This is a genomic window from Mucilaginibacter sp., from assembly GCF_025359345.1.
Classification (GTDB): Bacteria; Bacteroidota; Bacteroidia; order Sphingobacteriales; family Sphingobacteriaceae; genus Mucilaginibacter.
The window spans coordinates 123,053-138,758 of record NZ_JANYGQ010000022.1 but is presented as its reverse complement, the minus strand read 5'-3'; the positions used below and the strand labels follow the sequence as shown (position 1 = coordinate 138,758).

Sequence of the window (15,706 nt, the reverse complement as noted above, 5' to 3'; positions counted from 1 at the left end):
TCTCGCTTGGTTAATTATCGTACCCGCTAAAACCCAACCTATATCCACCCCAGCTCCTTCACCGTCATTTCGCTTTCTACAGTGCCGGTATGAAGGGTGGCTTTGGGCTCGAATAGCAGGTTAAACACTATTTCGCCGTTGGTATGCGGGCGGTGTTCAACTCCCTTGGGAACGATCAGAATCTCTCCTTCTTTAACCTCAACTGTTCGCCCATCCCTGAAATCCATTAAAAGAGTGCCTTTAAAAACCATAAAAAGCTCGTCTTCGTTTTCATGGCTGTGCCACACAAAGTCGTCCTTAAGCTTGCAAAGTTTTACGTATTGGCCGTTGAGTTCACCAATGATGTGAGGTGTCCATTGCTTATCGAACAATGAAAACTTCTCCATAATATTTATCGACTTTATCTCTTCCATTTTTTCTTTCAAATTTAGTATTTTCAGCGTTCGTTAGGTTTGATATTTTTCTTTCAAACTCTTCAATAAATATTCGCTTTCGCCCCAAATCATTAATGTGCATTATTCGCAATAATTAAAAGTGCTGATAATTAGCATGTTTCACAGCGTTCGGGGTGTTCCGCTTGTAAAAATGGAACGCTTTCGCACGTGCAACCTGATACTTAGCCCTACTGTCTGGTTTGATATAATTGCCGGTTGATGCCCGGTAGTTTTACAACTAATATTACCGCATAAACGTAACACCACTTTTACTTTTCTTCACCAATCATTTCCCCCAAATCGTTTATATTTGAATAAAACCATCCACCATGAGCCAGATAAAAAAAGAAGACATCAAACAGGAAGTGTTCGACCTGTATGATGATTACGCCCACAGCCGGCTCGACCGGCGCGACTTTGTGCAAAAGCTATCATTATATGCGGTTGGCGGATTAACGGTGCCCGCAATAATGAGCTTCCTGATGCCCGACTACAAAAATAATATACAAATAAAGGCGGATGACCCACGCCTGGATTCGGGATATATCACTTACCCTTCACCAAAAGGCGGCGGCAACATTAAAGGCTTACTATCCAAACCGAAGGATGCCAAAGGTAAGCTTGGCGGCATTATAGTGGTGCACGAAAACCGGGGCTTAAACCCTTATATTGAAGATGTGGGCCGCAGGGCTGCACTTGCAGGTTTTATCTCCCTGGCGCCGGACGCCCTTACGCCACTGGGCGGCTACCCGGGTACTGACGACGCCGGCCGTGAGATGCAGAGTAAACGCGATCCCAAAGAAATGCAGGAAGATTTTATAGCGGCATTTGAATACCTCAAAAATCATAAGGACTGTAATGGCAAAGTAGGGGTGGTGGGGTTCTGTTTTGGCGGCGGCATAGCCAATATGATGGCGGTTCGCGTACCTGATCTGGCGGCAGCTGTGCCTTTTTACGGGAGTCAGCCTGCGGCGGAGGATGTGCCAAAAATTAAAGCCCCGCTGATGCTGCACTATGCATCGCTCGATACCCGTATAACCGGTGGCTGGCCTGCCTACGAAGCCGCTTTAAAGGCAAATGGCAAAAAGTACCAGGCTTTTATTTACGACAATGTAAACCACGGCTTTCATAATGATACGACTCCCCGTTATGACAAAGCCGCTGCAGAATTGGCATGGAGCAGGACGATCGATTTTTTTAAGGAGAATTTGAAATAGGAGCACAATCCCGCCTTGTTGGTCTTGTGACCATAGGTGTTCGACAGATTCTTTTTGTCATTCTGAGCAGAGCGAAGAATCTTATACGCAGAACATAAACACGGACAAGTATAGCGATGACCTGTCACCTTTATAAGATTCTTCACTGCGTTCAGAATGACAAAAGGGGCTTTTTAAATCTTTTTTCGCCCTTGTTGGTGTTGTCACCGACAAGCAGGATGAACATTGTGATGTGCAAAAATCCTGCGTAATGTAGGCGGCTTACTGTATATCACAATGCAATTGGTTTTGTTGGTGACAACACCAACAAAGGCGGGAATGCGAAAAAAAATGCCTCAAATCTTTCAATCTGAGGCATTTTTTCCGGTGAAGTTCATAATAATTATCTTATTTCGCGCCCGGTATACGATACACCAGCGCATTCACATTTACACCAGCGCCTACCGAAGCAAACACAAGGTTATTACCCGGATGGAAACTGTACCCTGGCATTTCGCCTTTTTCTACCAGGTTATAAAGGGTTGGTAAAGTGGCGACAGAACTGTTGCCCAGCCACGAAACAGTAAGCGGCATTACATTTTTGGTTGGCTGGGGCGCGCTAAAGGCTTCATATAAACGCCTCATCATTGCCTCATCCATTTTTTTGTTGGCCTGGTGTATCAGCAGCATATCCATGTCTTTTATGTCGAGTCCGGCTTTGTCCATACTTTCTTTTGTCACCAGGGGCACCACTTTAAGCGCATGCTCATAAAGTACCCGGCCCTGCATTTTCAAAAACAAACGGTCGGGCTGGGGGTGATCAGGATGGTTGGATTTCCCCATTCTTAACACATAGGCTTGTTCGGCCGTGTAAGTATGGCAATTAGTAGAAAGGATGCCAACCGGCGTATCACTCTCCCGGGCTTCGAGGACTATAGCCCCGGCGCCATCGGCATAAAGCATGCTATCCCGGTCGTGCGGATCTGAAATGCGCGAAAGGGTCTCGCCGCCAACGATCAGCACCTTTTTCGCCTGGCCCGAACGGATATACAGATCTGCCTGGATAACCCCCTGCAACCAGCCCGCGCAGCCGAAGGGCAGATCGTAGCAAACGGTTGCAGGATTTTTAATGCCCAGGCGATATTTTACACGCGAAGCCAGGGTGGGAACAAATTCACTCCTGGCATTGTCTTCCCTGATATCGCCGAAATTATGGGCGAAAATGATGTAGTCCAATTGCTCCGGATCTGTCCCTGAGTCGCGTATGGCATCTGAGGCAGCAAAGTAGGCAATATCCGAAGCTACCAGGTCATCGGTAACGTAGCGTCGTTCATAAATGCCCGTAATATCACTGAACTTGCGGACAATTTCTTCAGTCGGTCGCCCAAGCTGGTTGCCGGCTTCGTCGTAAAAAGTGTTGTTTAAAAAGTCGGTATTGCTGATAACGCGGGTTGGCAGATAGCTGCCGCTTCCGGCAATAACGCTGTAGGTCTGGGTTTTAAGCATCGACATATATGGCTGCACTTGATGGTCTATAATATGGTCACCCGGTTCTTTTAGCCGGCCTGGAAAAGGGGGCCGGTGCTGCAGAAATGGATGGCTTTAAGTTATAAAATAATCTGAACTCCCGGCTGCTTTTTTCTATTATCAGCATAATATGGCTGTAACAGGCCCCTGAGTTTAAAAACCTGGTGGTTTTACACTTGTCAGATCAGGCAAATTTACGATGAATTAGGCGACGATTTAGTGCTTTTGATCACAGTAAATATTGACGGTGGTCAGAAGTTATATTAGATTTTGCAATCAGCGACATTTCGTATGATATTTTGTTAATTCACGAATTATCGAAAAAATATTTTATTTGTTGTTGTCGTATATAGTTGTAAATTAGTTAGTTGTATCGCTGGCATGGTGTTTATGTGATGTGTATCGAAAATCGCTTAACAAACACGGAATAATTAACGACGATTACGATGAACAGCCTTGACAAAAACACTCGAAAACTAAATAGCTTGCTAACCAAAAGAGTTATTGAGCTGCACAGCAAAGGATATGACTATGATTTCCTGCTATCGGGCAACCAGCATTTGCTATGCCTGCAAAACAACACCGATTTTAAAGTTACAGATGTGAACATAAACATCGTTGACCAGGGTTACGACCAGCTAAGCGGGAGCTATAAGTATGTGCACACAATTGATACCGGTAATGGCGAGCGGGGAGTTTTGATTGCTGAAGGGATTTTTACAAATAAAATAGGCGCACACTAAATAGTAGTCATGGAGTGTAGTCGATTGCAATTATTACATTACAGGTTCCCCGGTCAGCTCAAGATGTATGCGGCGCCCTAAGACTGGTAGACTGAGTGGACACAGAATAATAGCAGCCCCGAAGTTCTTTATAAGTTGCACGGAGCGATGGTTATGCTCATTTCGGTCCATTCAAGATTGTCGATCATCTGTTATCTTATTGCACAGCGTCTTTATTGTATTTGCTCTTGTACTCCAGCGGCGAAATGCCGGTGATTTTTCGGAAAACCTCACGGAATGCCTTTACATCTGAATAACCTACCTCGTACATTACTTCGTTAACCGTCTTGCGACTACTTTCTAACGCTTTTTTGGCAGACTCGATTTTTACCCTTTGCGCATATTCAATAGGTGTATTGCCGGTAGCTTTGATAAACCGTCGGTCAAAATTTCGCCTGCCGATGGAAAATTTAGCGGACAGTTCTTCTACTGATATTTTTTCCTCTAACTGGCTTTCAATGTAAATCTGCGCCTGCTCTACCATTGCATCCCCGTGGAGTTTTTGCCCGGTGAAAATTGCAAAGGCGGATTGACTGTTCCTGTCCATCTCTATCTGGAAAATCTTGGAACAATAAATGGCCGTTTGCCTGTCGTAATATTTCTCCACTAAAAATATCATCAGGTTCAGGAAAGAATAAGCTCCGCCGTTGGTATAAATACCTTTTTCGTCGGTGATCAGCTGGTCCTCTTTTAAATTTACCTTCGGGAACTGCTGCCTGAATGCATCTGCATGAGCCCAATGGGTAGAGCAGTTCCGGCCGTCCAGCAGGCCCGAGGATGCCAGCATAAAAGCACCAGAACAGATGCTGGCTACTTCCGCACCGTCCCTGTATTGTTTTTTTATCCAATCGATCAGCATTGTGTTTTCCTTTCCGGCTTGTTGATAGAAAGGAACTGACGAAGGAATAACAATGAGGTCGGTTTTCTCTATCGCCGAAATGTCGGCCTGGGGTTTTACGGTAAACATGCCCCCATACATTTCTTTCTTTTCGCCAACGCCGGCCAGTTGAACTGTGAACAGGTCTTTTTTGCCGGTTTTGCGGCGGTAACTATTTGCGGCCGCAATTATTTCGAAGGTGCCGGCAATACAGGCCACCGTACTGAAGTTACTTTGTTCGCCCGGGAATATAACTGAGAGATGCTTCATCTGGTTGAATTTTTATCAAAGTTAGTTATTGTTGATGTCCAAATCAACCCACTATAATGTCTATTTACCACCCTTTAGAAAACAATTTTGGACAATACTTTTGACAATATGAAACGATTAGAAAACAAAGTCGCCGTTGTTTATGGCGACGGCGCGATAGGAGGCGCTATCGCAAAGGCCTTTGCCCGGGAGGGGGCGCAGGTTTTTTTAACGGGACGCACCGCTTCAAAGCGTGATGCCATAGCTGATGAAATTAAATGCCTGGGAGGCGTTGTTACTGCGACTCAACTCGACGCATTGGATGAAGAGGCGGTGAGTGCTCATATGGAAATGTTGCTGAAGCAAGCCGGTAAAATTGATATTTCTTTCAACGCGATAGGTATACCGCAAAAAGGTATTCAAGGTATCCCCTTGACGGAGCTTGCTACTGATGCTTTTTTTCTCCCCATCAGCACTTACACGCTGTCGCATTTTATAACGGCAAGGGCTGCTGCCCGGGTAATGCGTAAGCAAGGTAATGGTGTAATAATTATGCATACACCAAATGCCAGCCGGATCAGTCCGCCGTTTGTGGGAGGGATGGTGCCCGCCTGGTCGGCATTAGAAGCACTTTGCCGGTCGCTTTCGGTAGAGTGCGGACCTCAGGGGGTTAGGGCAGTGTGCCTGCAGACCACTGGTATTCCCGAAACGCCATTAATTGATGAGGTATGGGAAATACACGGAAAATCGCACGGGATAACTTTTGAGCAATTCCACGGTGTTATGGAAGGTATGACCCATCGCGGGCGTTTGACCACGCTGGCCGAACTTACTAACGCCGCTGTATTCGTGGCTTCGGAGGAAGGAAGTGCAATAACCGGTACAATTATGAACTTAACGGCGGGGATGATAGTATGAATCTTTTAATCATTTGTCTCACCACGATAGTAAACTTATCAAATTTAAAAACCATGCAAAAGCAAGATTACACTACCACGTTCCAGGTAAATCAGAGCCCGGAACAAGTATTTAAGGCCATCAACAATGTTCGCGGCTGGTGGTCGGAACAAATAGACGGCCCGACCGATAAGTTGAATGCAGAATTCAATTATCACTATAAAGATGTGCACCGCTGTAAATTGAAAATTGTTGAATTTATTCCAAATAAAAAAGTCGTTTGGCTGGTTTTAGAGAATCATTTTAATTTCACTAAAGACAAAGCCGAGTGGACAGGCACCAAAATCAGCTTCGATATCTCTCAAAAGGACGGAAAAACGCAATTAACCTTTACCCACATCGGTTTAGTGCCGGCCTATGAATGTTACCAGGTCTGCTCAGACGCATGGGGCAATTATGTTGCCGGTAGCCTGAAGAGCCTTATCGAGACCGGCAAAGGCAATCCAAATCCCTATATCCCTGCCATCGAAAATGCGGAAGCAATGAAGGGAGGTAAACATGAATAAGCAGGATTTCACAACCAGTTTCCTGGTTGATCAAAGCCCAAAAGAGGTTTTTGAAGCAATCAACAACGTTCGCGCCTGGTGGACAGAAGGCGTAGAAGGCAACACCGAAAAACTGAACGACGAATTTTCGGTGCAGTTCTGGAATGTGCACTATAGTAAGCAGAAGCTCATTGAAGTAGTGCCCTACAGCAAAATCGTTTGGCTGGTCACAGAGAGTAAGCTCACTTTTATTGATGACGAAGGTGAATGGACCGGCACACGGGTCGTTTTCGATATCAATAAAAAAGGAGAGCAGACAGAGGTGCGCTTTACCCACATTGGCTTAGTGCCGCAAGGCGAGTGCTATAACGACTGTTCCAATGCATGGAGCGGCTATATCAATAATAGCTTAAAAAACCTGGTAACCACAGGAGTGGGGAATCCGACGACCAAAGAAGAATTGCTAACTAAATAATTTTTTAAACCATGAACATTACAAATAAAACTATACTAATCACCGGTGCAAACCGCGGCATCGGCCAGGCACTGGTAACAGAAGCCCTGAACAGGGGCGCCAAACGTGTATATGCTGGAACAAGGGTCCCGCTGAAGCATCCTGATGCCCGGGTTATACCATTAACCCTTGATATTACCGATCCGGAGCAGATCCGGCAAGCTGTCGGGGAAATTGCGTCACTCGATATGCTGATCAATAATGCAGGTATCGCATCGTTTGACGATCTGAGCGAGCGGGAGGCCATCACGAAACATTTGGACGTTAACCTTTTCGGAACTTACGACCTGACACAGGCATTTTTACCTTTGCTTATCGGCTCGGGCGGGGCCATTGTCAACATATTATCAATAGTGTCTCTCGCCCCTTTACCGCCAATTGCCTCTTACTCTATCTCTAAAGCAGCTTTGTTCTCGATGACGCAATCGCTGCGCGCTTACATGACAGGCAAAGGCGTAAATGTACACGCCGTTTTAACAGGACCTGTTGATACCGACATGAACCGCGGGTTTGATATTCCAAAGGCTTCGCCCGAATCGGCTGCAGCTGCCATTTTTGATGGGATTGAAAGGGGAGAAGAGGAAATCTTCCCTGAACCAATGTCGGCATCTATGGCAGACAGCTGGCGCAATGGCTTGGTAAAAGCGATGGAGCGTCAGAATGCAGCATTCGTGCAAGCATAAATTAAACAATTGCATAAATTAAAAAAGGAAACACTCACATAGGGGTGTTTCCTTTTTTATATACGTTATCCGAGACTAGCGCACCTTAAATAAAAAACATTCACAACGAGGCTTTATTACCAAACACCATTATTTTCGGTTAAAATAACCGGTTTGCCACCTGTGATCAGAATAGTGTGCTCATGTTGTGCCACATAGCCGCCTTTATCCCCAACAAGCGTCCACCCATCTGACTGCGTCTCCGCAATAGTAGATGCAGTTGAGATAAAAGTTTCCACGGCTACCACGGAGTTTTTCTTGAAGCGCTGCAGGTTGAAACGATCTCGATAATTTGCAATTTCGTGCGGTTCTTCATGTAAGCTTCGGCCAACTCCATGCCCCGTTAAATTTTTTATTACTTTATATCCACGCTTTTTAGCCTCAGTTTCTATGATCAGGCCAATGTCGGCCACGCGTACGCCGCCTTTGATATGGCTGATCGCCTTTCGTAATATTTCTTTTGAAGCATTAACCAGGGGCTGATGGCCATGTATATCTCCACCAAGAACAAAAGAACAGCCATTGTCGGCCCAGTAACCGTTTAGTTCAGCCGAGACATCGATGTTAACCAGGTCGCCTTCTTTTAATATTGTTTCCGCTTTTGGTATACCATGGGCAATCTGTTGATTAATGCTGATACAAGTATTGCCAGGAAAATTGTATGTTTTTAAGGGAGCGGAATTCGCCCCATGTTTTTCCAGTATTGAACCGCCAAAATCATCCAGATCCTTTGCTGTCATCCCCGGCATTGCATGATCGATCATTTGCCGCAATGTAAGCGCAACAAGTTCGCTTACTGCTTTCATTCCTGTTAATTCTTCGCTCGACGTGATAGACATTTTATACGTATTATTGGCCAGATCAATTGATCCGGGCTTTCAAAAATAGTTAAACTTCATTAACTACAGGTCAAAGCAGTGTACTATTCGTTTCCTGTAACGGAGTAACTATGCACCTATAAACGGCAATTTAGTCAGAAAACTAAAAGGCCTCAAACGAAAAAAGTCTTTAGACTTACGACTAAAGACTTTTGACTTTTTAAAAGGTAGCGGGAGCAGAACTAATTTTTCCTTTTCGATAATTTTTTATATGTTTGCATTATGACTATAAATCATTGATAATCAAATTATAAATAGTAAAAAACCTTTCACTTGTTTTCTCTTAAAAGAAGCTAAATGAAAGAAATTGCACCGCACATTGCACCGCAGTATATGGGAATTAAAAGGAAGTACGGACGATTTTATCTGGACTCGAAACCGGATAAACAGAGCAATTTACCCCTTATGTTTGAATATACGAACAGGGGATTCAATGATGATGAGGGCGTTTATAAAAGGAATCGCATCCGCCATTATACCGGATTTAGGATTCCGGGGAAACAGATAACGACAAAGAAAGTCATATCCTATGCATGTTGGGATGTCAATCAGCAAATGGCACGAGGGTTTAGGGGAGCCGATGATGTTAATACGTATATTACGACTATAACCGACAAGGTATCCAAATATTTGCGAGGCAAGAAGGAAACCTTTCAACCGGTAGATATGTCGGAGCTAAAACGATTGATTACCGTTAATCACAGTGTTAGTCATGAAAGTATTGTTTCCTTTTGTGAAAACTATCTTAAACGATATAATAAGCCAGGGCAGGAAAGTACCAAAAGAAATATTAGCACAATGGTATCTTCTTTGAAAGACCATGTAGGCACCCGGCCGCCACTATTGGTAAATGTCAACAAAGAATTTGTAGAGGGTTTTATCACTTATCTAACGAATGATAAAAAGAACAACAATACTACAGTTGAAAAAAAGATTTCTATGCTCCAGCAAATATTGCGAGAAGCGCATAAGCAAGGATTATTAGGCAGTTCGTCCGCGTTAGAGGAAATTAAAGTACAGCGCAGTTCTACAGAAATTATCTTTTTAAAGCAGAAGGAGATTAAAACCCTTGAAAAACACTTACCTGAAAGTGATAGGCTTGAAAAGTTAAAAGACGTTTTTTTGTTTGGTTGTTATACCGGTTTGCGTTATAGTGATTTGCAACAGATACACCAAGCGCATTATCTAAAAAAAAGTGATAAAGGCCAGCAGTATCATGTTTTAAAGTTTGTGATTAAAAAGACCCGCAAATTTCATGAGATTGCCCTGCCGCCAAAAGCGGTAATCATCATAGAAAAATACTGGGACCAACAAAAATTCAAAAAATTGTTGCCGGTTCCCTCTAACCAAAAAGCGAACGATTATTTAAAGGAGCTTTGCGAGGATGCAAAAATTGATACCGAGATAGAGTTGACAGCCCAATATGGCAGCGAAGTAAAGACAGAAATTAAGAAAAAATACGAAATCCTTTCTTGTCATTCAGCCAGGCACACGTATGCCATCCTTAGCCTGGAGAATGGGATGCGGCCGGAAGTCCTGCAAAGGAATTTAGGACACTCCAAGTTATCTCAAACAATGGATTATGTAAAGATATTGGATAGTGTCCGGCATTTTGAAACCCTAAAGACATTTGCTATCTAACTAAACCATATGAACTTAGAACGATATAATTATAGCACTGTAAATAATTTTCAGGATTTCATTTTTTATAGTGACGGTCCAAAGGGAAAGATTAAAAAGGTAATCAGGTACACAAAGATCAGGGACAATCCTGTTACTTATAATTTAGCATTTGGCGATGAAAATAGAGCCGGATTAATTAGTGATTCAGTTACCAGTAATAACAAAGATAAAGACATGATTTTGGCAACCGTCGCCAATACAATAAATGTGTTTTGTAACCACTATGGGGATCATTTTATTTATGCGGAGGGTAGCACGCCTTCAAGAACCAGGCTTTATCAAATTGGGATCAACCGGCTTTGGGAAGAAATCCGCAAGGATTTTATGGTTTGGGGTTATAAAAATGGTAACTGGGAAGATTTTAAGTCAAATGTCAATTATGAAGCGTTTTTGGTAAAGCGAAATTAAAGTAATAAATTTGTATATTAGAAAGGAGTTATTATGTCTATAGTTAAAAAAGCAGCGGTTAAGGGAAAAACTAATAGTGATATTATTGTCGTAGAACAGATGAGAAGTTATGCTGATGAACCTTACTTTGTAGAAAAGGCAGAAAAGGCCAAAGCATTTTTAAAAGAACACCCCATTCCCAATTGGATAATAAACAAAGATCGTTCTAAATGATTTATAGCAAAAGGCTGAATTCTCCAGCCTTTTGTTTTTTCAAAACTTTTGAGCTGATTTGCAGGTTGAATCAGGAACCCATGAAAAAAGCCGATTTTAAGGATGTATCTTTCGTTACGAAGGCCAGATCCACTTCTTATTTTTGTTACCAGGTTGCTTTTCAGGATCAAAAGCCGGTTTTTCCGGAAATCATCACTGACTTTAAAAGGACGGTGCAGCATGCTTTGGATCATCATTATTGTGTATCATTTATTTCCTGTCCGTTCGATTTCAATTTTGAAAGCTTGTTAAGCCATTTCAAGTGGTGCTGCAAATTCCTGTACTTTAATTTCTCCGAAACCACTATGCAGTTCGATATTTTTAAACTGATGAAAGTAGTTCTATGGAGTGAACAGGAATTAAATACCCTACTGACTGCCATAAGTACGCACCACGAGCCTTATACCTATTCATTGAACAGGTATAGCGGCGAAATCAAATTTGCCCTGATGAAACGAGAAAATGCCGGACGCGAACCAGCATTTCAGCAACTCTTAATACGCGACAAATCTTGCCGGGATAGGTTGACTAAATATCTGCAAACTTTATTGGCCAGCCAGCACCACCAGGTGCCGGTCCGAATAGAAATTACGCCAACTGTTGTACATTCTCCACAAAAATATGACGCTTCCAAATATGGCTATCTGAAAATCACTGATGATCTAAATGCCGAAAAGCAAAAAGAGGTAATCAGCTACTTATATGACTTACTTAACGCCTTATTTATTAAACCGTATTCGTTAGAGGAATTTTCAATGATATTTAGAAAGAATGAAGCGGCCGCCATTGAACTTAATCTCGCACAAGCTAACCCGACCAACCTTGATGCGCAAAAACTGCATTTACTTTTTCGCCAGTTGAAAGATGAAAAAATACTGATTGCTTCCTGGCAACTCATACAGGAAAAGCTCTGGGTTTATAATCATGCAGGTGAACGGGTTAATTCAGTTTATCAGATAAGTAAAGGCAAAATTTCCAACGATAAGGCCAGGCAGGTTTATAAATTATTAAAACCTGTATCCGAATTATTGCCCTAAATTTTTCTTTATTATAGCTAATGGCAGAAAATACACGTAAAATAAATTCCTGTTTTTCTTCCAGTTTCCAATAATGCCACTTTAACCGGAAAGGATGTTGTTTCTCTTTGTTCTAAAATTAATCTTATGGAACAGCACATTCAATTTGTTGGATTTTCGATGCAGGAAGCAGAACGCTTTCTGAAAAAGATTGTATCCGCCTGTATCGATGAACACCATGCATTACAAAAAAACGCGGAAGTGGAATCGCCGCTCACTCCGTCACAGGCCAGCCAGGCATTAAAAGTCTCACTGCCCACCTTGCGCAGGTATGTACAGCTTGGCCTAATCAGGCGGCATGACCTCGGGCCACGCCGTAAAGTATTCTACCAGTCCGAGTTGGAAGAAGATGTTAAAAAAGTAGAAGCTTCAGTATTCACGCACCGGTAATTTTTTTTATGGAAACGATAATTGATTATCTCCACATTGGCGCAAGGTATTACAGAACCAACCAAAAGCCGCTGGCAGCGGCTGATCCAATGGTCATGCTTTTTACCCGGTGGCAAAACCCAATGTGGCAGAATATTAAACCCAAAAGGCATAATAAGCATGACAAGGACTACTGCACCAACGCGCCGGAAATCACATATATGTATAACCGTATGTCTCTGCTTTTTTGTGGAGCCAGCTATGTTTCGGCCCTGCCGAAACGCTGGCCCCCACTCATGCTATCGCATTCGGGGGGGTTAAAGATTAATGAAGACTATGGAAGGTAAGCTTAGTGAAATAATCAAAGAGATTAAAAGTAAAAAAGATAAAAAACCGAGAAGTGTAAATAAGGGCGGCAGGCCAAAAGTAACGCTAAAAAGAGGTAATCACCTGACAGTAATGTGTACTATCATGGAAAAGAAAATCATTCAGATGAATGCCAGGAAGGCAGGTACAAATATATCGGTTTTCCTACGGACACTCGGTTTAAAGGGGCGGGTAAAAGTGAAGACATTACCAAAAGAGGTTTTGCAACTGACGGGAACTCTGAACCATGTCGCAGCGAACTTGAACCAGATCGCACGGAAACGAAACGGGGTTGATGAACTGGATGCCATGGACAGGGCTTTGCTCAACCAAGAAATCCGAAGCTTACAGGGTTTAGTCAAAGCAGTTAAAACTTACTTGGAATGATTGGAAAGATAGTGACCGGAAAGAGCTTCAGCGGCTGTATGCAATACCTGCATGACGGCAGGTTGCAGGAAACCGAGGAACAACAAAAAATTGAGCGTGAGAAAAAGCAGGCGCAGGTGATCCATTATAATCAATGCTTTGGCACCAAGAAGGAACTGATTCGGCAGTTTATTGAGGTTAGCAAACTTAATCCGAAGGTTAGCAAGCCAGTATTTCATGCCTCGATCAGCCTCGCCCACCAGGATGCAGGGAAATTGAGCATACAGGATAAAATTGATATTGCACAGCAACTGGCCAGGCAGTTCGATTTTGAAAACAAACAGTATGTAGTGATCACGCACAATGACACCGAGCATGAACATTTGCATATCGTAGCTAACCGTATTGGTTATGAAGGCCCGACCGCAAGTGACAGCAACAGCTACAAGCGCATGGCGGAATTTTCCCGTGCAATGGAGTTGAAGCACGAATTAACGAAAGTGCTTAACGAGAGAGATTTCTCTTTACCAGCGAATCGGTATTTGAACCGCCACCACCTGCCCCCGGATGGAGTAACAAGCAGAAAGAGCCCTTTCTCGTCGCTTAGCTTGAACGGTTTAACCTGAGATTTGGCATTCCTTAGCTTTGCGTCTGTTAGCGACATGGGGGTAACTTTCAAATGGAGTGGATGGTTACCCCCACTGTTACCCCCACTTACCCCCGGATGTCAATAGACAGCTCGAGCGCTTGGGAGCGTCGCATGAGCCGATATTTGGCTTAAACTCTATGCTTTTGGGGATTTTGTGAGCCATTTCTGGAAGAGAAAATGGCGGGAGTGACGGGACTCGAAATGCAACAATAACCATTGGAATTTATTAATTATTTTTGATTCGCCAATCTCAACAACCCCCAAACTTACCCCCACTTTAGTCGAGATGCTGCGGGAACATTCTACCGAACCATAGTCCGCTATTTGTAAATCTGTCTTTGATCTGTCGCAGTGAGACTATAGCTCTTTGCCCGCATCAACACAAAGGGAAAGTATGCATAAAATTATTCGCCTAAACGAAGTCAAAGCGCTAACTGGCTTACCGAGAAGCACACTTTATAAAAAAATCGCGCAAGAAAATTTTCCAACGCAAATATCACTTGGAGCCAGATCCGTCGGCTGGTTAGAGAGTGATGTCCAACAATGGATACAGGAACAAATCTCAAAATCGCAACGGGTGATAAATCGATGAATATAGATAAGGAAAAAACGAAAGAGACAAAAGTGGTGGAGTACTACGGAAAAAAAGCCTACCGAGTTCACCCGATGCTTGCTCGATCGAAATTAGCCGAACAAAAAGTTCCTGATTACCGCGACAATATTGCCGAGAAGCCCAATCGCCAACCGTGATTTATTTTTTAGGGGCTGGGCAAGTACCTGGCTGACGGACAATGGCGACAATTTGCCCCTTAGCGAAGCGGGTGGGCAAAGGGATGTGTAGTGGCGTCTGGCACACAGGTTTTTGCCGTGCGGCCGGAAAGGGGCTGGGGCGAGAGAGCGAAGCTGTGCGTAGCGATAGAGTGAAGCTTTTTTCCGGCAAGGCCGCATTAGGGATTGTAGCGGCATCCTTCATCAGGGATGAAGATACAGCGGAAAGCCCGGCCTAGAGGCAATGCCCAACTATCGAACACCTAGTTATGGATTATTGCGCGCCCACGAAATCCCTGGTCGGCAGTGTCGAATAATATTAGGAAGAAATATAATATTAAAAAACTACCAATTGATTATTGAAAATATTTAGTACTTTGGGACTCACACAGATTTGATAAATTTTCCTAAGCCATGCACATTAGATTACTATTTCTATGCGTTGTTGGATTGTTATTGTCATGCACGACTGCACGAGCGCAACCTAACGTTTATACCGGATTTATTGGCGGTTACAGTTCGTCGATCATTAATAACGTGGATGGTATTATTATCAGCGAACCCTATTTCATTAATGGAATTAATTATCGTCTGACCAATAAGCATGTTCCCGGCTTCGATTTGGGTGGTTTCATAAGTTATGAACTTAACCAAGAGGCTGACGATGTCGCCAATTTTTTTATCGATTTTGAAGTTAGATATTCCGGTAACGGCACTGAGCTAAATTTCAGTAATTCACAAGACTACTTTTATAAGATGAAGTTTAACTATCAATATGCGAATTCAGCTTTGATAGTGACTGGAAAATACAATAGAATCTTTGCGGGATTAGGCGGTCAATTTGGCCTGAATACGGCTCCCCACAATATTGTTTACACTTCATCGGGCAAAGGCAAACTTGACGCTTTTGGAACGGATATTGAACAACAGCAGCAATTGAGAAATGTACTTTATGGCAAAAGCAATTTTGGCCTCATTGGCAGATTGGGGTTGCGGATTATCCCTCAATTGGATATCGAAGCACGTTATAATTACGGGTTGAAAAACATTATTGAAGTGCAGCCAAACTCTTACAATTTCATTCAGAAACAGAATCATGCCAATAGCGTCGAACTGTTGGTGAAATATTATCTAAATAGGGACTGAAA

At 43.1% G+C, this 15,706-nt stretch carries 21 protein-coding genes and 1 pseudogene; 17 read left to right on the top strand and 5 right to left on the bottom strand.

Features of this window, described 5'->3' with window-relative positions:
- Window positions 1-38: 38 nt before the first annotated feature.
- A complete protein-coding gene (locus Q0R52_RS13750; protein WP_295795244.1) occupies window positions 39-413 on the bottom strand; it encodes a cupin domain-containing protein in 375 nt (124 codons plus the stop codon).
- Between the two features lie 350 nt (window positions 414-763).
- Between Q0R52_RS13750 and Q0R52_RS13745 the strand changes: the two genes are divergently transcribed.
- Entirely contained in the window at window positions 764-1,651 is an 888-nt protein-coding gene (locus Q0R52_RS13745; RefSeq protein ID WP_295795243.1) for a dienelactone hydrolase family protein, read from the top strand.
- A gap of 387 nt (window positions 1,652-2,038) precedes the next feature.
- Here Q0R52_RS13745 and Q0R52_RS13740 read toward each other — a convergent pair whose 3' ends face one another.
- On the bottom strand, window positions 2,039-3,136 hold the full coding sequence (locus tag Q0R52_RS13740) for a ketoacyl-ACP synthase III (RefSeq protein ID WP_295795242.1): 1,098 nt from the start codon (window positions 3,134-3,136) through the stop codon (window positions 2,039-2,041).
- Between the two features lie 467 nt (window positions 3,137-3,603).
- On the opposite strand from Q0R52_RS13740, the gene Q0R52_RS13735 reads away from it, so the two are divergent.
- Window positions 3,604-3,900 carry a hypothetical protein gene (locus Q0R52_RS13735; protein WP_295795241.1) on the top strand — a complete coding sequence of 99 codons (297 nt, stop codon included), beginning with the start codon at window positions 3,604-3,606 and terminating at the stop codon, window positions 3,898-3,900.
- Between the two features lie 196 nt (window positions 3,901-4,096).
- Here the strand turns inward: Q0R52_RS13735 and Q0R52_RS13730 are convergent, their stop codons facing one another.
- Window positions 4,097-5,086: a helix-turn-helix domain-containing protein gene (locus Q0R52_RS13730; RefSeq protein WP_295795240.1), complete on the bottom strand. Its 990-nt coding sequence runs from the start codon at window positions 5,084-5,086 to the stop codon at window positions 4,097-4,099.
- A 108-nt stretch (window positions 5,087-5,194) separates the two neighbouring features.
- Here Q0R52_RS13730 and Q0R52_RS13725 point away from each other — a divergent pair, with 108 nt between their 5' ends.
- From Q0R52_RS13725 to Q0R52_RS13710, 4 genes are read left to right on the top strand one after another with little or no spacing between them, the layout of a single operon-like run.
- The gene (locus tag Q0R52_RS13725; protein ID WP_295795239.1) at window positions 5,195-5,983 is read left to right on the top strand and encodes an SDR family oxidoreductase; all 789 of its coding nucleotides are present in this window, start codon (window positions 5,195-5,197) and stop codon (window positions 5,981-5,983) included.
- 53 nt (window positions 5,984-6,036) lie between these two features.
- A complete protein-coding gene (locus Q0R52_RS13720; protein WP_295795238.1) occupies window positions 6,037-6,528 on the top strand; it encodes an SRPBCC domain-containing protein in 492 nt (163 codons plus the stop codon).
- Window positions 6,521-6,982, top strand: coding sequence for an SRPBCC domain-containing protein (locus tag Q0R52_RS13715; RefSeq protein ID WP_295795237.1), 462 nt, complete (start codon window positions 6,521-6,523; stop codon window positions 6,980-6,982). Before Q0R52_RS13720 ends, Q0R52_RS13715 begins: the two co-directional genes overlap by 8 nt.
- 11 nt (window positions 6,983-6,993) lie before the next feature.
- Complete coding sequence (locus tag Q0R52_RS13710) at window positions 6,994-7,704, top strand: SDR family NAD(P)-dependent oxidoreductase (RefSeq protein WP_295795236.1); 711 nt, start codon at window positions 6,994-6,996, stop codon at window positions 7,702-7,704.
- Window positions 7,705-7,820: 116 nt separating this feature from the next.
- Here the strand turns inward: Q0R52_RS13710 and map are convergent, their stop codons facing one another.
- Window positions 7,821-8,582, bottom strand: a complete 762-nt coding sequence (gene map, locus Q0R52_RS13705) for a type I methionyl aminopeptidase (protein WP_295795235.1) — start codon at window positions 8,580-8,582, stop codon at window positions 7,821-7,823.
- Window positions 8,583-8,918: 336 nt separating this feature from the next.
- Here map and Q0R52_RS13700 point away from each other — a divergent pair, with 336 nt between their 5' ends.
- The 8 genes and pseudogenes from Q0R52_RS13700 to Q0R52_RS13665 form a co-directional block, all read left to right on the top strand.
- Window positions 8,919-10,262, top strand: coding sequence for a site-specific integrase (locus tag Q0R52_RS13700; protein WP_295795233.1), 1,344 nt, complete (start codon window positions 8,919-8,921; stop codon window positions 10,260-10,262).
- A 9-nt stretch (window positions 10,263-10,271) separates the two neighbouring features.
- Complete coding sequence (locus tag Q0R52_RS13695; RefSeq protein ID WP_295795232.1) at window positions 10,272-10,712, top strand: hypothetical protein; 441 nt, start codon at window positions 10,272-10,274, stop codon at window positions 10,710-10,712.
- 33 nt (window positions 10,713-10,745) lie between these two features.
- Window positions 10,746-10,925 (top strand): hypothetical protein, encoded by a 180-nt coding sequence (locus Q0R52_RS13690; protein WP_295795231.1) that lies wholly within the window; start codon window positions 10,746-10,748, stop codon window positions 10,923-10,925.
- 80 nt (window positions 10,926-11,005) lie between these two features.
- The gene (locus tag Q0R52_RS13685) at window positions 11,006-12,001 is read left to right on the top strand and encodes a hypothetical protein (protein ID WP_295795229.1); all 996 of its coding nucleotides are present in this window, start codon (window positions 11,006-11,008) and stop codon (window positions 11,999-12,001) included.
- Between the two features lie 126 nt (window positions 12,002-12,127).
- Window positions 12,128-12,430: a hypothetical protein gene (locus Q0R52_RS13680; protein ID WP_295795228.1), complete on the top strand. Its 303-nt coding sequence runs from the start codon at window positions 12,128-12,130 to the stop codon at window positions 12,428-12,430.
- Between the two features lie 8 nt (window positions 12,431-12,438).
- Window positions 12,439-12,756, top strand: a complete 318-nt coding sequence (locus Q0R52_RS13675; protein ID WP_295795226.1) for a hypothetical protein — start codon at window positions 12,439-12,441, stop codon at window positions 12,754-12,756.
- On the top strand, window positions 12,746-13,162 hold the full coding sequence (locus tag Q0R52_RS13670) for a hypothetical protein (RefSeq protein WP_295795225.1): 417 nt from the start codon (window positions 12,746-12,748) through the stop codon (window positions 13,160-13,162). The genes Q0R52_RS13675 and Q0R52_RS13670 overlap by 11 nt, the downstream gene beginning before the upstream one ends.
- Window positions 13,159-13,638: pseudogene (locus Q0R52_RS13665) on the top strand (relaxase/mobilization nuclease domain-containing protein); the annotation flags it as partial. The gene Q0R52_RS13670 and the pseudogene Q0R52_RS13665, both read left to right, overlap by 4 nt.
- On the opposite strand, the gene Q0R52_RS29350 reads toward Q0R52_RS13665, so the two are convergent.
- On the bottom strand, window positions 13,584-13,805 hold the full coding sequence (locus Q0R52_RS29350) for an Arm DNA-binding domain-containing protein (RefSeq protein WP_366520897.1): 222 nt from the start codon (window positions 13,803-13,805) through the stop codon (window positions 13,584-13,586). The pseudogene Q0R52_RS13665 and the gene Q0R52_RS29350 overlap by 55 nt on opposite strands.
- A gap of 379 nt (window positions 13,806-14,184) precedes the next feature.
- Here Q0R52_RS29350 and Q0R52_RS29345 point away from each other — a divergent pair, with 379 nt between their 5' ends.
- The 3 genes from Q0R52_RS29345 to Q0R52_RS13655 all read left to right on the top strand — a co-directional run bounded on the left by Q0R52_RS29345 (window position 14,185) and on the right by Q0R52_RS13655 (window position 15,704).
- Window positions 14,185-14,382, top strand: coding sequence for an AlpA family transcriptional regulator (locus tag Q0R52_RS29345; RefSeq protein ID WP_366520896.1), 198 nt, complete (start codon window positions 14,185-14,187; stop codon window positions 14,380-14,382).
- Window positions 14,334-14,540, top strand: a complete 207-nt coding sequence (locus Q0R52_RS13660) for a hypothetical protein (protein ID WP_295795223.1) — start codon at window positions 14,334-14,336, stop codon at window positions 14,538-14,540. The genes Q0R52_RS29345 and Q0R52_RS13660 overlap by 49 nt, the downstream gene beginning before the upstream one ends.
- A gap of 432 nt (window positions 14,541-14,972) precedes the next feature.
- Window positions 14,973-15,704 carry an outer membrane beta-barrel protein gene (locus Q0R52_RS13655; RefSeq protein WP_295795222.1) on the top strand — a complete coding sequence of 244 codons (732 nt, stop codon included), beginning with the start codon at window positions 14,973-14,975 and terminating at the stop codon, window positions 15,702-15,704.
- The last annotated feature ends 2 nt before the right edge of the window (window positions 15,705-15,706 follow it).

What these genes read in the sequence shown, in the direction of transcription:
- Q0R52_RS13750 (WP_295795244.1), bottom strand. Translation starts at nt 413, where the DNA reads ATGGAAGAGATAAAGTCGATAAATATTATGGAGAAGTTTTCATTGTTC.
- Q0R52_RS13745 (WP_295795243.1), top strand. Translation starts at nt 764, where the DNA reads ATGAGCCAGATAAAAAAAGAAGACATCAAACAGGAAGTGTTCGACCTG.
- Q0R52_RS13740 (WP_295795242.1), bottom strand. Translation starts at nt 3,136, where the DNA reads ATGCTTAAAACCCAGACCTACAGCGTTATTGCCGGAAGCGGCAGCTAT.
- Q0R52_RS13735 (WP_295795241.1), top strand. Translation starts at nt 3,604, where the DNA reads ATGAACAGCCTTGACAAAAACACTCGAAAACTAAATAGCTTGCTAACC.
- Q0R52_RS13730 (WP_295795240.1), bottom strand. Translation starts at nt 5,086, where the DNA reads ATGAAGCATCTCTCAGTTATATTCCCGGGCGAACAAAGTAACTTCAGT.
- Q0R52_RS13725 (WP_295795239.1), top strand. Translation starts at nt 5,195, where the DNA reads ATGAAACGATTAGAAAACAAAGTCGCCGTTGTTTATGGCGACGGCGCG.
- Q0R52_RS13720 (WP_295795238.1), top strand. Translation starts at nt 6,037, where the DNA reads ATGCAAAAGCAAGATTACACTACCACGTTCCAGGTAAATCAGAGCCCG.
- Q0R52_RS13715 (WP_295795237.1), top strand. Translation starts at nt 6,521, where the DNA reads ATGAATAAGCAGGATTTCACAACCAGTTTCCTGGTTGATCAAAGCCCA.
- Q0R52_RS13710 (WP_295795236.1), top strand. Translation starts at nt 6,994, where the DNA reads ATGAACATTACAAATAAAACTATACTAATCACCGGTGCAAACCGCGGC.
- map (WP_295795235.1), bottom strand. Translation starts at nt 8,582, where the DNA reads ATGTCTATCACGTCGAGCGAAGAATTAACAGGAATGAAAGCAGTAAGC.
- Q0R52_RS13700 (WP_295795233.1), top strand. Translation starts at nt 8,919, where the DNA reads ATGAAAGAAATTGCACCGCACATTGCACCGCAGTATATGGGAATTAAA.
- Q0R52_RS13695 (WP_295795232.1), top strand. Translation starts at nt 10,272, where the DNA reads ATGAACTTAGAACGATATAATTATAGCACTGTAAATAATTTTCAGGAT.
- Q0R52_RS13690 (WP_295795231.1), top strand. Translation starts at nt 10,746, where the DNA reads ATGTCTATAGTTAAAAAAGCAGCGGTTAAGGGAAAAACTAATAGTGAT.
- Q0R52_RS13685 (WP_295795229.1), top strand. Translation starts at nt 11,006, where the DNA reads ATGAAAAAAGCCGATTTTAAGGATGTATCTTTCGTTACGAAGGCCAGA.
- Q0R52_RS13680 (WP_295795228.1), top strand. Translation starts at nt 12,128, where the DNA reads ATGGAACAGCACATTCAATTTGTTGGATTTTCGATGCAGGAAGCAGAA.
- Q0R52_RS13675 (WP_295795226.1), top strand. Translation starts at nt 12,439, where the DNA reads ATGGAAACGATAATTGATTATCTCCACATTGGCGCAAGGTATTACAGA.
- Q0R52_RS13670 (WP_295795225.1), top strand. Translation starts at nt 12,746, where the DNA reads ATGGAAGGTAAGCTTAGTGAAATAATCAAAGAGATTAAAAGTAAAAAA.
- Q0R52_RS29350 (WP_366520897.1), bottom strand. Translation starts at nt 13,805, where the DNA reads ATGTCGCTAACAGACGCAAAGCTAAGGAATGCCAAATCTCAGGTTAAA.
- Q0R52_RS29345 (WP_366520896.1), top strand. Translation starts at nt 14,185, where the DNA reads ATGCATAAAATTATTCGCCTAAACGAAGTCAAAGCGCTAACTGGCTTA.
- Q0R52_RS13660 (WP_295795223.1), top strand. Translation starts at nt 14,334, where the DNA reads ATGGATACAGGAACAAATCTCAAAATCGCAACGGGTGATAAATCGATG.
- Q0R52_RS13655 (WP_295795222.1), top strand. Translation starts at nt 14,973, where the DNA reads ATGCACATTAGATTACTATTTCTATGCGTTGTTGGATTGTTATTGTCA.